The sequence below is a fragment of the Pseudomonas sp. B8(2017) genome (assembly GCF_002113575.1).
Lineage (GTDB): Bacteria > Pseudomonadota > Gammaproteobacteria > Pseudomonadales > Pseudomonadaceae > Aquipseudomonas > Aquipseudomonas putida_Z.
In genome coordinates this window covers 35,806-49,323 of sequence record NZ_NEIO01000004.1, presented here as the reverse complement: position 1 = coordinate 49,323, position 13,518 = coordinate 35,806, and the positions used below count along the sequence as shown (strand labels likewise).

Below are 13,518 nucleotides of genomic sequence, written 5' to 3'. Positions count from 1 at the left end.
CCACATGGATACCAGCCAATTGGGCTAGGATGCTGCCCAGCCTCGGCGCCCGCGGCCTGAGCCGGCGGGTTCACGGCTGAGGGCAGACCAAACCGTATGTGATGGAGCACATTCGATGAGAGATGAACGTACAACCCTGATCGACCATGGGCAGTTGCCCACCCGCAACCTGGCCGAGTGCCTGGCAGTGGATCAAAGGACCTTGGTCAGTGCACTGGCAGGCCAGTTGCCCGACACGCTGATCGAACAACTGGCTACCTGCGCCGAAGAAACATGCTCGCAGGGCCTGTCAAAAAAAATCACGGGGATCGGCCTTGCCCTTGGGCAGTGGCTGGAACCCGCACCTGCGCCCCAGCGCCAGCAGGTGTTGGAGCAATGCAGCGCACACAGCTCCGATACGGTGCGCAGCTGGGCGGCCTTCGCCCAGGCGCACCTGTCACGCACGCTCGATCTCGAAGCCGCATTGCTGGCCCAGCTGCGTTTTGCTCGCGATGAACATTTTGGTGTGCGCGAATGGGCCTGGATAGCCCTGCGCCCGCGCCTGGCTCAAGCGCTGGATGATGCCCTGGCCCTGCTTGCCCGACATGCCGGCGACAGCAACCCACTGGTACGACGCTTCTGTATCGAGGTGCTGCGCCCACGTGGCGTCTGGTGCGAGCACATCGCCGCACTCAAGCAAGCGCCCGAAGTGGCCGAGCCACTGTTGGCGCCGCGCCTGGCCGAAGCAGACAAGTATGCCCAGGACTCGGTTGCCAATTGGCTCAACGATGCCAGCAAGACTCGGCCCGATTGGGTGATGCAGCTGTTCGAACGACATCCGCCGTCATGCAAGGCATCACGGCGGATCCATGCGCGGGCAACCCGTAGCCTGCCCCAATGAAGGGTCAGCGCGAGGTTTCGACGCGCAGCACTTCGGTGTAGATCGCGTCGACCGTCTGGCCGACCTTGAGGTTCTTCATGCGTGCCTGCAGGTCAGGGTTCTCGACCTTGACCACCTGCAGCTTGCCCTCCGGCGGCAACAGGCTCACCTCATGCGTCTCGAGGTCGATCTTCTTGATCTGCGAGGTCACCTTGACCTGGCGGAACGCCTCGCCGCCCGGGTTGGGGTTGTCTGCCGTGGCGCGAATGGTACCGGACTCCTCAGTCGCCTTCGGTGCACCGCCCACCTCGGGATTCAGCACATAGGCCACCGCTCGGGTCACGTAAATGTCGACCTGGTCACCCACCTTGAGGTTGGGCAGCGCCTTGGCCTTTTCCGTGAGCTGGAAGGTCACATCCTTCTTGGCGTCAGGGCCTTTCACCGTGACCTGGCGGCTGGCCAGGTCGATGGCCGTGACCTGCGTGGTGACATGGCTTTCCAGCGCCTCGCTACCAATGGGAATACCGGCAGCCTGCACCGTGAAGCTGGCGGCGGACGCCAGGGTGGCAAGGGCAACAGCACGAGCGAGAGAGCGAATTGGATTCATAGGCCTGCTTCCATGTGATCAAGACCGAATGGGGCGTGAAATGTTCACGCGCCAACAAGCATAGCCCTTGCCTGGCACATTGCCGGCCCTCCCCCTTGCGACGTGTTTTGTCGTTTTTTTGCCACGAGCACCCTTGCAACAGCAAATGCGAACTCTTTACACTTGCTTTACATTTACAAATCATTACTATTCGTGACCTTCAAATACAACAAAGAGTCACCTGTAATGGCAAAAAAGTCTGTTGCACCAGCATCCATTTCCATGCTGGGCCTGCTGGTTGTGCCTGCTGTTCACGCGGCTGTCCAATCTGAATCGCAGGGTTCCCTCGCCTTGCCCGCCACTGCCGTCACCAGCGCCTACGAGCAGCAAAGCTACAAGGCCAGCGAAAGCCGCAGCGCCATGAAGATCGACGCCCCGCTGCGCGACATCCCGCAAACCGTCAACGTCGTGCCCGAAAGCGTGATCAAGGACCAGGGTGCGCAGTCCATGGAAGACGTGCTGAAGAACGTGCCCGGCGTCGGCCTGTCCAACGGCGACGGCCAGCGTGACCAGGTGACCATTCGCGGCTTCAGCGCCATTGGCGACATGTACATCGACGGCGTGCGCGACGACGCCCTGTACTTCCGCGACCTGTCCAACATCGAGCGGGTCGAGGTGATCAAGGGCCCTGCCGCCGTGCTGTATGGCCGTGGCTCTTCGGGCGGCCTGATCAACAGCATCAGCAAGAAGCCGAGCTTCACGCCCAAGCGCGAAGTCGGCATGAGCTTCGACAGCGAAGGCAAGCGCCGCACCCAGTTCGACACCGGCTGGGCCGACCCGCAAAGCAACCAGGCCTACCGCGTGACCGGCGCCTTCGAAGACAGCGACACCTTCCGCGACGATGGCTACATCGACCGCAAGGCCATCGCGCCGTCGGCCTACTTCCGCCTCTCCGACGACCTGGAACTGAACCTGGGCGCCACCTACCTGTACGACAAGCGCCTGATCGACTTCGGCATCCCGGCGCTGGGCAACCGCCCGGTAGATGTGGACCGCGACAAGCGCTTCGGCTCCGGCGATGCCGACCAGGACTACGCCCGCAGCGAGGTGTTCTCGCTGACTGCCAGCCTGGACTACCGCATCAACGACGACTTCACCCTGACCAACACCAGCCGGTACTACCGCTACGACCTGGACCGCAACAACACCTTGGCCGACAGCAGCCCGACGCGCTTCGTCACCGCGCCTGACGGCGAACTGCTGGTGAAGCTCAACCGTGGCAACGTCGCCCGCGACGAGTACGGCATGTTCAACCAGACCGAACTCAAGCAGCAGGCGCAGCTTGCCGGCATGCAGCACAACCTGCTGTATGGCGTGGAGGTGGGCTTCCAGGACAAGCACCAGCGGGTGCTGAGCCAGAACAACGTGGCCCAGGTGCCGGTGTATCGCGACGCCCTGGTGCCGGTGCCGGAGCACGCCGCCAACCTGTCGTCCAAGGGCACCAACTTCCAGCAGACCACCGGCCTGTATGTGCAGGACATGATCGAGTTGAACGAGCACTGGAAGGCCCTGGTCGGCGTGCGTTATGACATCTTTGGCCAGGAGTACGACGACGACCGCGCGCAGAACGTAGACCTCGACCGTACCGACAAGACCTGGAGCCCACGTGCCGGCCTGGTCTACCAGCCGGATAACATCCAGTCCTACTATGTGTCGGTCAGCCGCAGCTACCAGCCTTCGGGCGAAGTGTTCGCGGTCAGCCCGACCAACCAGCACCTGGAGCCGGAAGAAACCACCAACTACGAAATCGGCGCCAAGTGGGACCTGCTCGACAGCCGCCTGTCGCTGACCGCAGCGGTATTCCGCCTCGAGCGCACCAACATGAAGACCGCCGACCCGGCCAACCCCAACCTGACCGTGCTGGCCGGCGAGCAGCGTACCGACGGCTTCGAGGCCACCGTCAGTGGGCAACTCACGGACAAGTGGCAGATCTACGCCGGCTACGCCTACCTGGATGCCGAGATCACCAAGTCCAACAGCAAGACCAACGGCGTTGCCAACGAAGGCCAGACCCCTACCCTGACACCGCGTAACAGCGCCAACGTCTGGCTGGTGCGCACCCTGACCCCGGAATGGCGCGTGGCCGCCGGCGCCAACTACGTCGACGAGCGCTACACCGCACTCGACAACGTGGTGGTGATGCCGGGCTACACCACCTTCGACGCCGCGCTGCTGTACAGCGTGCCGCAGTGGGACGCCGCACTGCGCCTGAAGAACGTGTTCGACCGCGACTACTATGCCTCCGCGCACGGTTCGGTGGACCTGATCACCCCGGGTGCACCGCGTACGCTGGAAGCCAGCTTCAACTACCGCTTCTGATCGTTGCCCCAGGCGCAAGGCCTTGCCATGGAGCAAGGCCTTGCGCTGCATCTGGTGCAACGCAAGCGTTCACCGCTTCGCTTGAATGCAATATCCTGCGCAGTGTATGGCACCGGCTTTGCCAGTGTTCGCGGGTTTACCCTCATTCCGGTCAGTTAAGGTTTGCCGGCTTGATTGGGGCTGCTTTGCAGCCCTTCGCGGCGGTTCGGCGTCCCGACTTGCCCGCTCCCACAGGATTGGTGCAAGGCTCAGAAAATGCGCAGTTCCTGTGGGAGCGGGCAAGTCGGGACGCCGAACCGCCGCGAAGGGCCGCAAAGCGGCCCCAATTTGCTTAACTGACCGGCATTAGGGTTAGCCCGCTCCACAGGGGCAGCACCTCGCTTACGTTTGCAAAGTCCTGCCCCTCAGTAAGGAGAGCATATGAGCAGTAAACCGATTCGCCCCTACATGTCCTGGGCGCTGACCACCCTGCTCGCCTTCAGCCTGGCACTCACCGCCGGCTGCTCCAGCAAAGCCAGCAAGGCCAGGTACGCGACACCCGCAACGGGCTCCAACTGCTTCGCCAAAGCCGTGCCCACCACCGGCGAAGGCGGCCTCGCGTGGGGCAATACGCTGAGCATTGCCCGGCAGAAATCGCTGAACAACTGCGTGCGTTATGCAAGCCGGTCAGGGGGCACACCGAAGACTTGCCAGGTGGTGATGGCCAAGTGCAAGAACTGAGCGCTTGGCCCGTGGGCTCAACCTCTAATGATCACCACTTCAAGGTACTCACTCGGCACCACCAACGACGACGTGCCGCCCACATTGCTTTCATTCAGCAACTGGGTCAGATCCCGCTCCAGCGCCCCGGCCGCTTCCGGCTCCAGCGAGGCAAACGCTTTGTGCACCGGCCCATACCAGGTGCGGAACACCTCGATGAAATGCGCCGCCGAGCGATAGCGGAAATTGAAGTGCTGGCGGCTGACCTTCAATTCGCCCAGCGCCCCCTCGAACATCACGCGCAACTGTTCTTCATCACCCCAGCGTGAAGGCGGCAGAGCCCCGGCTGGTGGCGGTACATGCCGCCCGAGGGTCTTGAACATCTGCCCGACGAACCCTTGCGGGGTCCAGTTGGCCAGGCCGATCCGGCCACCGGGTCGGCACACCCGGCCCAGTTCACGCGCGGCCTGGGCCTGGTCGGGCGCGAACATCACGCCGAAGGTGGACAGCACCGCATCGAATGTTCCATCGCCAAATGGCAGCGCTTCGGCATCGGCGGTCTGGAACACCACATTGAGGTGCTCGGCCCGCGCACGTTCTTCACCGCGCTTGAGCAGCTCGGGCACATAGTCGGTGGAGGTGACACGGCAGCCGCGCCGGGCAGCAGCCAAGGTGGCATTACCGTTGCCGGCGGCGACATCCAGCACCTGCTCGTCCCAGCGCAGGTCACAGGCTTCGGCCAGGCGCTCGCCAACCAGTTGCAGGGTGGTGCCGATTACCGCGTAGTCGCCACTGGCCCACGCGGCTTGCTGGCGGGCTTTGAGGGCATTGGTATCCAAAGGGGTGCTCATGGTCTGCGCCTTCTTGTTGTGCGCGGCCGAGGTCCTTCTGGCGGTCAACGCGCCACGGATCGAGGGGATGGGAGCAAAACGCTACGCGCCTGGCAGGCAAAGCGGCAAGACAGATTGGGGATAGTGGCAAGAACAAAGCGCTATATGAAGGCTACCGGCCCAATCGCCGGCAAGCCAGCTCCCACCTCGACCGCATTCACCTCAAACCATCCGCAGTACCTGTAGGAGCCTGGCTTGCCGGCGATAAGGCCCTGATGAACAACACAAGACAGTTGCTCCCACCTCGACAGCATCGACCTCAAGTCATGTGCTGTACCTGTGGGAGCTGGCTTGCCGGCGATGAGGCCAGAATTGGAGCACTGCGGCTATCAGGCGAACTTGGCCCGGGCCGCGTGCAGCTTCTTGTAGCTTTCGATAAGGCGCAGGTGGCGATCGAGGCCTTCGAGCTTCATGCTGGTCGGGGTCAGGCCATGGAAGCGCACGCTGCCGTCCACCGAACCCAGCACCGCGTCCATGCGCGGGTTACCGAACATGCGGCGGAAGTTGGCTTCGTAGTCGTCCATTTCCAGTTCGTCATCCAGCTGCACCTCCAGCACCACGTTCAGCGCCTGGTAGAACAGGCCGCGCTCGACGGTGTTGTCGTTGAACTGCAGGAACGCTTCGACCAGTTCCTTGGCGTCCTCGAAGCGCTGTACCGCCAGGCAGATCAGCAGCTTCAACTCGAGAATGGTCAGCTGGCCCCACACCGTGTTCTCGTCGAACTCCACGCCGATCAGCGTGGTGATGGTGGTGTAGTCATCCACATCGCAGTTGTCCAGGCGCTTGAGCAGCAGCTTGAGGGAACGGTTGTCCAGGCTGTGCAGGTTGAGGATGTCGGCGCGGAACGACAGGGCGCGGTTGGTGTTGTCCCAGATCAGGTCCTCGACCGGGTAGATCTCCGAGTAACCCGGCACCAGGATGCGGCAGGCGGTGGCGCCAAGGTTGTCGTACACCGCCATGTACACTTCCTTGCCCAGGTCCTCGAGGATGCCGAACAGGGTCGCGGCTTCCTGCACGTTGGAATCCTCGCCGTGGCCGGAGAAGTCCCACTCGACGAACTCGAAGTCGGCCTTGGCACTGAAGAAGCGCCACGACACCACGCCACTGGAGTCGATGAAGTGCTCGACGAAGTTGTTCGGCTCGGTCAGCGCGTGGCTTTCGAAGGTCGGTTGCGGCAGGTCGTTCAAGCCTTCGAAGCTGCGGCCCTGCAGCAGTTCGGTGAGGCTGCGCTCCAGCGCCACTTCCAGGCTTGGGTGGGCGCCGAACGAAGCGAACACGCCGCCGGTGCGCGGGTTCATCAAGGTCACGCACATCACCGGGAACTCGCCACCCAGCGACGCATCCTTGACCAGCACCGGGAAGCCCTGCTCTTCCAGGCCCTGGATGCCGGCGACGATGGCCGGGTACTTGGCCAGCACCTCCTGCGGCACATCCGGCAGGCACAGCTCGCCTTCGAGGATTTCGCGCTTCACGGCACGCTCGAAGATTTCCGACAGGCACTGCACCTGAGCCTCGGCCAGGGTGTTGCCGGCGCTCATGCCGTTGCTGAGGAACAGGTTCTCGATCAGGTTGGACGGGAAGTACACCACCTGCTGGTCGGACTGGCGCACGAACGGCAACGAGCAGATTCCGCGCGCGGTGTTGCCAGAGTTGGTGTCGTACAGGTGCGAGCCACGCAGCTCGCCGTCCGGGTTGTAGATTGCCAGGCAGTGCTCATCGAGGATCTCGGCCGGCAGCGCATCGCGCGGGCCGGGTTTGAACCACTGCTCGTTCGGGTAGTGCACGAACGACGCGTTGGCCAGGTCCTCGCCCCAGAACTGGTCGTTATAGAAGAAGTTGCAGTTCAGCCGCTCGATGAACTCGCCCAGCGCCGAGGCCAGCGCGGCCTCCTTGGTCGCGCCCTTGCCGTTGGTGAAGCACATCGGCGACTGGGCGTCGCGCACATGCAGCGACCACACGTTGGGCACGATGTTGCGCCACGAGGCGATCTCGATCTTCATCCCCAGCCCGGCGAGGATGCCCGACATGTTGGCGATGGTCTGCTCCAGCGGCAGGTCCTTGCCGGGGATGTAGGTGCTGGTGTCCGCCACCGGCATCAGCAGGCCCTGGGCATCGGCATCAAGGTTGTCGACCACTTCGATCACGAACTCGGGGCCGGTCTGCACCACCTTCTTCACGGTGCAGCGGTCGATGGAGCGCAGGATGCCCTGGCGGTCCTTCTCGGAAATGTCCTCGGGCAGCTCGACCTGGATCTTGAAGACCTGGTTGTAGCGGTTTTCCGGGTCGACGATGTTGTTCTGCGACAGGCGAATGTTTTCGGTAGGGATGTCGCGGGTCTGGCAGTACAGCTTGACGAAGTAAGCCGCGCACAAGGCCGAAGACGCCAGGAAATAGTCGAACGGCCCCGGGGCCGAGCCATCACCCTTGTAGCGGATCGGTTGGTCGGCGATCACCGTGAAGTCGTCGAACTTGGCTTCGAGACGGAGATTGTCGAGAAAATTGACCTTGATTTCCATGCGGGATTACCGTGATTTAAGCGTGCAAAACGAAATTGGCCGGCATTATCCGGGTTTTTCTGCCGGAAGTCCTGTTTGCCTGTACCGGCCCTATCGCCGGCAAGCCAGCTCCCACAGGAACTGCACATGACTTGCGGTCGATACGGGCGAGGTGGGAGCCGGCTTGCCGGCGATAGGGCCGACACAGACTTGCGCATTTCACCGAATTGCTTGCCTGATCCTCTGAACCTGCCCCCGCCAGCAGACCAGCGGTCACCCCGCTGTGCTAGCGTTTCTGCACTGGGGAGCACCGTATTCCCCGATCAGAAGAAACCAAGCGACAGCAACCGTTGACGGGCAGGTGAACCATGGAACTACGCATCAACCAGAAGACCTACCAGGTCGAGGCAGACGCCGACACGCCCCTGCTGTGGGTGATCCGCGATGACCTGGGGCTGACCGGCACCAAGTATGGCTGCGGCCTGGCCCAGTGCGGCGCCTGTTCGGTGCTGGTGGACGGCAACGTGGTGCGGGCCTGCGTCACCCCGGTGGCCGGCGTGCTCGGGCGCGAGGTGACCACCATCGAGGCGATCGAGGCCGATGCCGTCGGCAAACGGGTGGTCGCGGCCTGGGTCGAGCACCAGGTGGCCCAGTGCGGCTACTGCCAGTCCGGCCAGGTAATGGCGGCCACGGCGCTGCTCAAGCACACGCCCAAGCCCAGTGACGCGCAGATCGAGGCAGCCATGGTCAACCTGTGCCGCTGCGGCACCTACAACGCCATCCATGCCGCCGTGCATGAGCTGGCCCAAGGGGAGAAGGCCTGATGAACACACCAGTCGATACCCCCGCCGAACTGCTCAAGCTGCAACTGGGCGAAACGGTCAACCTGTCGCGTCGGCGCTTTCTTGCCGGCACGGCTGTCGGTGCCCTGGTGCTGGGCTTCGGCCTGCCCATGGGGTCGGCCCGCGTACAGGCAGCCGCCGCAGCAACCCCGGAGCGCGGTACCCAGGTGCCGGCGTTTCTGGAGATCCGCCCGGACGGCAAAGTACGCCTGCTCAGCCCGTTCATGGAAGGTGGCCAAGGCCCCTTCACCGCCATGGCGCAGATCGTTGGTGAAGAGCTGGACGTCGACCCGGCCAATTTCGTTGTCGACAGCGCGCCGCCCGGCGAAGCCTATGTAGTGATGGAAAATGGCATGCGTATCACTGGCGGCAGCATGTCGGTGCGCATGAGCTACCCGACCATGCGCCGCCTGGGCGCCCTCGCCCGGGCCATGCTGCTGCAGGCGGGCGCCGAGCAGCTGGGCGTGCCGGTCGAAGAACTCTCCACCACGCCGGGTAACGTGGTACATACCACGACTGGCCGCTCCATCCCCTACGGTGAGCTGGCCGGGCGGGCCATGGACCTGCCGGTGCCGGACCCGGCCAGCGTCAAGCTGCGCGACCCCAGCCAGTTTCGCTGGATCGGCAAGCCGGTACGTCGCCTGGATGCCTACGACAAGTCCACCGGCAAGGCTGTGTACAGCATCGATATCAAGGTCGACGGCATGCTCCACGCTGCCGTGCAGCACGCGCCACGCCTGGGCATGACCGTCGGCAGCCTGCGCAACGAAGACCAGGTCAAGGCCATGAAGGGCGTGCATTCGGTGCATCAGCTGCCGGGTGCCGTGGCCGTGGTTGCCGAACGCTGGTGGCACGCCAAGCGCGCGGTCGAAGCCATCCAGGTGGACTGGAAGGAGCCCGCGGCCGACAGCCCGGTACGGCCAATGCCGGCCGACTTCTCCAGCGATGGCTGGCGCGAGCACCTGGCCACGGTCACGGGCCCGGCGCGCGACGACGAAAACCAGGGCGATGTGGCCGGCATGCTGGCCAGTGCCAAGACCCGGGTCGAAGCAACCTACCACAACCAGTACCTCAACCACGCCCAGCTGGAACCGCCGTCGGCACTGGCGCGCTTCAACCCGGACGGCACCCTGGAGGTGTGGCTGCCCAACCAGGCACCGGACATGTTCCGTGACGACATTGCCAAGCGCACCGGCCTGGCCCCGGCGCAGATCACCCTGCATTCGCCGTTGCTGGGCGGTTTCTTTGGCCGCCACTTCCTGTACGACTCGGCCAACCCCTACCCACAGGCCATTGCCCTGGCCAAGGCGGTCGGCCGGCCGGTGAAACTCATCTGGAGCCGCGAAGAGGAATTCCTCCGCGATGTGCTGCGCCCGGTCGCCGTGGTGAAGTTCCGCGCCGGGCTGGATGCCGACGGCCTGCCGGTGGCCCTCGAAGCCGTGAGCGCCACCGAAGGCCCGACCGAAGCCATCGCTGGCAAGCAAGGCGAAAAGCTCGACCCGACCGCGCTCGAAGGGTTGTCGGGCAAGTCCTACGCCATCGCCAACAAGCGCATCGCGCAGATCTACGTGCAAGGCCCGGCCATGCTCGGCTACTGGCGCTCGGTGGGCAACTCGCTGAACGACTTCTTCTATGAGTCGTTCCTCGACGAGTTGGCCGACAAAGGCGGCAAGGACCCGTTCGAACTACGCCTGCACCTGCTGCGCGACAACCAGCGCCTGACCAACCTGTTGCAGGCCGTCGCCGAACTGTCCGGCGGCTGGAAACGTGGGCCGTTCACCGCCGAGGATGGCAGCAAACGAGCGCGTGGCGTGGCCATGGCCTCGCCGTTCGGCTCGGAGGCAGCGGTCATTGCCGAGGTGTCGATCGAGAATGGCCAGGTCAAGGTGCACGACATCTGGCAGGCCATCGACCCGGGCAGCATCGTCAACCCGGCGATCATCGAGCACCAGGTCAACGGCGCCGTCGCCCTGGGCCTGTCGCAGACACTGCTGGAAGAAGCGGTGTACGTGGATGGCAAGCCGCGCGCGCGCAACTACGACCTGTACCCGATCCTGCCGCCGTCGCGCATGGCCAGGGTGCATGTGCGCATTGTCGAAAGCGGGGCGAAGATGGGCGGCATCGGCGAGCCACCGTTGCCCGCGGTGGCACCGGCGGTGGCCAACGCAGTCGCGCAGCTGACCGGCCAGCGCGTGCGCAGCCTGCCATTGAGCCGCCATACCTTCAGCTGAGCACACAAGGACGCCCCATGACCCACCGTTTCGCAAGAACCGCTGGCTGGCTGGCGCTGCCGTGCCTGGTCGCGGCAGGCCTGCTGGCCTGGTACGTCACCCGCGAGCCCGCCTCGCCATTCGCCGATGCGCAGGCCACCACTGCCGACCCAGCGCTGGTCAGCCGTGGCGAGTACGTGGCCCGCCTCAGCGACTGCGTGGCCTGCCACAGCCTGCCGGACGGCAAACCGTTCGCCGGCGGGCTGGAAATGGCCACCCCGCTGGGGGCGATCCACGCCACCAACATCACCCCCGACCGCGACACCGGCATCGGCCACTACAGCCTGGCCGACTTCGACCGTGCCGTGCGCCAGGGCGTCGCACCCGGTGGCCGGCGGCTGTACCCGGCCATGCCCTACCCGTCCTACGCCAAGCTCAGCGATGACGATGTAAAGGCGCTGTACGCCTTCTTCATGCACGGCGTGCAACCCGTGCAGCAAGCGAACCTTGCCAGCGACATTCCCTGGCCGCTGAACTGGCGCTGGCCCATTGCCATGTGGAACGGCCTGTTCGCCGCCACCGCGCCATACGCCGACCAGGCCGGGCAGGATGCCCAGTGGAACCGTGGCGCCTACATCGTCCAGGGCCCTGGCCACTGTGGCAGCTGCCATACGCCGCGCGGCCTGGCCTTCAACGAAAAGGCCCTGGATGACAGCGGCAAGCCGTTCCTCGCTGGTGCCCTGCTCGATGGCTGGTATGCACCGAGCCTGCGTACCGACCCCAACACCGGGCTGGGGCGCTGGAGCGAGGCCGAGATCGCGCAGTTCCTCAAGACCGGGCGCAACCGGCATGCGGTGGTATTCGGTTCGATGACCGAGGCATTCAACAACTCCACGCAGTTCATGAGTGACGACGACCTGGCCGCCATCGCCCGCTACCTGAAGTCGCTGCCCGGCGACCCGCAACGCGACGGTGCGCCGTGGCAGTACGAGGCCGAAACGACGGCGGCGCGGCTCGACAGCCCTGGGGCGCATACCTATGTAACCCGCTGTGCGTCGTGCCATGGCCTGGACGGCAAGGGCCAGGCCGAGTGGATGCCACCTTTGGCCGGCGCTACTTCGGCACTGGCCAAGGAAGACGCCTCGGCGATCAATATCACCCTCAATGGTTCGCAGCGGGTGGTGACGGCCGGGTTGCCCGATGCCTATCGCATGCCGGCCTTCCGTGAGCAGTTGAGTGACCAGGAAATTGCTGATGTGCTGGGTTTCGTGCGCAGTGCCTGGGGGAACAATGGTGGCGCGGTGAATGCGCAGGCGGTGGGCAAGTTGCGTGGGCATACCGACCCGGCCAGCAGTAGCCCGATCATTTTGCACATGCGCTGAAGTGGGTAATGCCTGTACCGGCCTCTTCGCGGGCATGCCCGCTCCCACAGGTTTGGCGCCGCCCTTCAGGACTGTGGGGTCCCTGTGGGAGCGGGCAAGCCCGCGAAGAGGCCGGCACAGCCAACATCAGGTTCAATGGAGTACCCATGGAAAGCATCGACCTGCTGGTCCTGCGCACCACCCGAGACTGGCTCGCCGCCGGCCACCGCACCCTGCTCGCCACGGTCGCCCGCACCTGGGGCTCCTCCCCCCGCCCGGTGGGCTCGATGATGGCCCTGCGCAGCGACGGCCGTGTGGTTGGCAGTGTCTCTGGCGGCTGCATCGAGGACGACCTCATTCACCGCTACACCAGTGCCTACGGCGGCCCCGGCATGCCCGGCGGCCTTCCCCAGGTGGTGCGCTATGGCGTCAGCGCCGACGAGGCCCACCGCTTCGGCCTGCCCTGTGGCGGCACCCTCGAACTGGTGCTGGAATTCGCCCCTTCGTTGCAACACCTCGAACAACTGCTCGCCGGCCTCGACGGCGGCAGCCTGGTACGTCGTGGGCTCGACCTGCGCAGCGGTGAAGCCAGCCTCACCGCCACCACCACGCCCGAACTGTTCAGCTTCGATGGCCAGCACATGCTCAGCACCCTCGGCCCCGGCTACCGCCTGCTGCTGATCGGTGCCGGCGCGCTGGCCGAATACCTGGCGACCATGGCCCTGTTCAATGGCTTCAGCGTTTCACTGTGCGACCCGCGCCCCGAGTACACGGCCGGCTGGAACGTTGCCGGCGTCAACCACCTGGCCGGCATGCCGGACGATGTGGTCCGCGCCTTCGCCCCAGACCTGCGCAGCGCCATCGTCGCCGTCAGCCACGACCCCAAGCTGGACGACCTGGCCCTGCTCGAAGCCCTGCACAGCCCGGCGTTCTATATCGGTGCCATCGGCTCACGGCGCAACAGCCAGCTGCGCCGCGAGCGGCTGATCGAACACTTTGGCGAAAGCGAAGCGTCGTTGCAGCGCCTGCACGGCCCTATCGGCATTTATATCGGTAGCAAGACCCCAGCCGAGATTGCCGTCAGCGTCATGGCCGAGATCCTAGCGGCGAAGAACGATGTCACCCTGCCCGGCGCAGTCAACGTGACCCGGGCCAAGGAAGCCGAGCAACTGGCCCGGTCCTTGTAGGACCGCATAC

At 64.6% G+C, this 13,518-nt stretch carries 10 protein-coding genes; 7 read left to right on the top strand and 3 right to left on the bottom strand.

Translation table 11 applies throughout. The annotated features are described in order from the left end of the window. Window positions 1–115: 115 nt before the first annotated feature. The gene (locus tag CAG22_RS08305) at window positions 116–880 is read left to right on the top strand and encodes a hypothetical protein (protein ID WP_085705204.1); all 765 of its coding nucleotides are present in this window, start codon (window positions 116–118) and stop codon (window positions 878–880) included. 4 nt (window positions 881–884) lie between these two features. Here CAG22_RS08305 and CAG22_RS08300 read toward each other — a convergent pair whose 3' ends face one another. Continuing rightward, window positions 885–1,466 carry a hypothetical protein gene (locus CAG22_RS08300; protein ID WP_025338820.1) on the bottom strand — a complete coding sequence of 194 codons (582 nt, stop codon included), beginning with the start codon at window positions 1,464–1,466 and terminating at the stop codon, window positions 885–887. 225 nt (window positions 1,467–1,691) lie between these two features. On the opposite strand from CAG22_RS08300, the gene CAG22_RS08295 reads away from it, so the two are divergent. Further along, on the top strand, window positions 1,692–3,824 hold the full coding sequence (locus CAG22_RS08295) for a TonB-dependent siderophore receptor (RefSeq protein ID WP_025338819.1): 2,133 nt from the start codon (window positions 1,692–1,694) through the stop codon (window positions 3,822–3,824). A 420-nt stretch (window positions 3,825–4,244) separates the two neighbouring features. Continuing rightward, on the top strand, window positions 4,245–4,544 hold the full coding sequence (locus CAG22_RS08290; protein WP_085591561.1) for a hypothetical protein: 300 nt from the start codon (window positions 4,245–4,247) through the stop codon (window positions 4,542–4,544). A gap of 17 nt (window positions 4,545–4,561) precedes the next feature. Here the strand turns inward: CAG22_RS08290 and CAG22_RS08285 are convergent, their stop codons facing one another. Continuing rightward, window positions 4,562–5,374, bottom strand: a complete 813-nt coding sequence (locus tag CAG22_RS08285; RefSeq protein WP_085705202.1) for a class I SAM-dependent methyltransferase — start codon at window positions 5,372–5,374, stop codon at window positions 4,562–4,564. A 368-nt stretch (window positions 5,375–5,742) separates the two neighbouring features. Next, window positions 5,743–7,929: an OsmC domain/YcaO domain-containing protein gene (locus tag CAG22_RS08280; RefSeq protein ID WP_085591565.1), complete on the bottom strand. Its 2,187-nt coding sequence runs from the start codon at window positions 7,927–7,929 to the stop codon at window positions 5,743–5,745. A gap of 347 nt (window positions 7,930–8,276) precedes the next feature. Between CAG22_RS08280 and CAG22_RS08275 the strand changes: the two genes are divergently transcribed. The 4 genes from CAG22_RS08275 (at window position 8,277) to CAG22_RS08255 (ending at window position 13,508) form a co-directional block, all read left to right on the top strand. After that, the gene (locus CAG22_RS08275; protein ID WP_085705200.1) at window positions 8,277–8,732 is read left to right on the top strand and encodes a (2Fe-2S)-binding protein; all 456 of its coding nucleotides are present in this window, start codon (window positions 8,277–8,279) and stop codon (window positions 8,730–8,732) included. Beyond that, window positions 8,732–10,981 (top strand): molybdopterin cofactor-binding domain-containing protein, encoded by a 2,250-nt coding sequence (locus tag CAG22_RS08270; RefSeq protein WP_085705198.1) that lies wholly within the window; start codon window positions 8,732–8,734, stop codon window positions 10,979–10,981. Before CAG22_RS08275 ends, CAG22_RS08270 begins: the two co-directional genes overlap by 1 nt. A 17-nt stretch (window positions 10,982–10,998) precedes the next feature. Beyond that, window positions 10,999–12,342 carry a cytochrome c gene (locus CAG22_RS08265; protein WP_085705196.1) on the top strand — a complete coding sequence of 448 codons (1,344 nt, stop codon included), beginning with the start codon at window positions 10,999–11,001 and terminating at the stop codon, window positions 12,340–12,342. Window positions 12,343–12,488: 146 nt separating this feature from the next. After that, the gene (locus CAG22_RS08255) at window positions 12,489–13,508 is read left to right on the top strand and encodes an XdhC family protein (protein ID WP_085705194.1); all 1,020 of its coding nucleotides are present in this window, start codon (window positions 12,489–12,491) and stop codon (window positions 13,506–13,508) included. The last annotated feature ends 10 nt before the right edge of the window (window positions 13,509–13,518 follow it).

Coding starts and splice junctions, on each gene's coding strand:
- CAG22_RS08300 (WP_025338820.1), bottom strand. CDS start 1,466: ATGAATCCAATTCGCTCTCTCGCTCGTGCTGTTGCCCTTGCCACCCTG.
- CAG22_RS08255 (WP_085705194.1), top strand. CDS start 12,489: ATGGAAAGCATCGACCTGCTGGTCCTGCGCACCACCCGAGACTGGCTC.
- CAG22_RS08290 (WP_085591561.1), top strand. CDS start 4,245: ATGAGCAGTAAACCGATTCGCCCCTACATGTCCTGGGCGCTGACCACC.
- CAG22_RS08265 (WP_085705196.1), top strand. CDS start 10,999: ATGACCCACCGTTTCGCAAGAACCGCTGGCTGGCTGGCGCTGCCGTGC.
- CAG22_RS08295 (WP_025338819.1), top strand. CDS start 1,692: ATGGCAAAAAAGTCTGTTGCACCAGCATCCATTTCCATGCTGGGCCTG.
- CAG22_RS08305 (WP_085705204.1), top strand. CDS start 116: ATGAGAGATGAACGTACAACCCTGATCGACCATGGGCAGTTGCCCACC.
- CAG22_RS08285 (WP_085705202.1), bottom strand. CDS start 5,374: ATGAGCACCCCTTTGGATACCAATGCCCTCAAAGCCCGCCAGCAAGCC.
- CAG22_RS08270 (WP_085705198.1), top strand. CDS start 8,732: ATGAACACACCAGTCGATACCCCCGCCGAACTGCTCAAGCTGCAACTG.
- CAG22_RS08275 (WP_085705200.1), top strand. CDS start 8,277: ATGGAACTACGCATCAACCAGAAGACCTACCAGGTCGAGGCAGACGCC.
- CAG22_RS08280 (WP_085591565.1), bottom strand. CDS start 7,929: ATGGAAATCAAGGTCAATTTTCTCGACAATCTCCGTCTCGAAGCCAAG.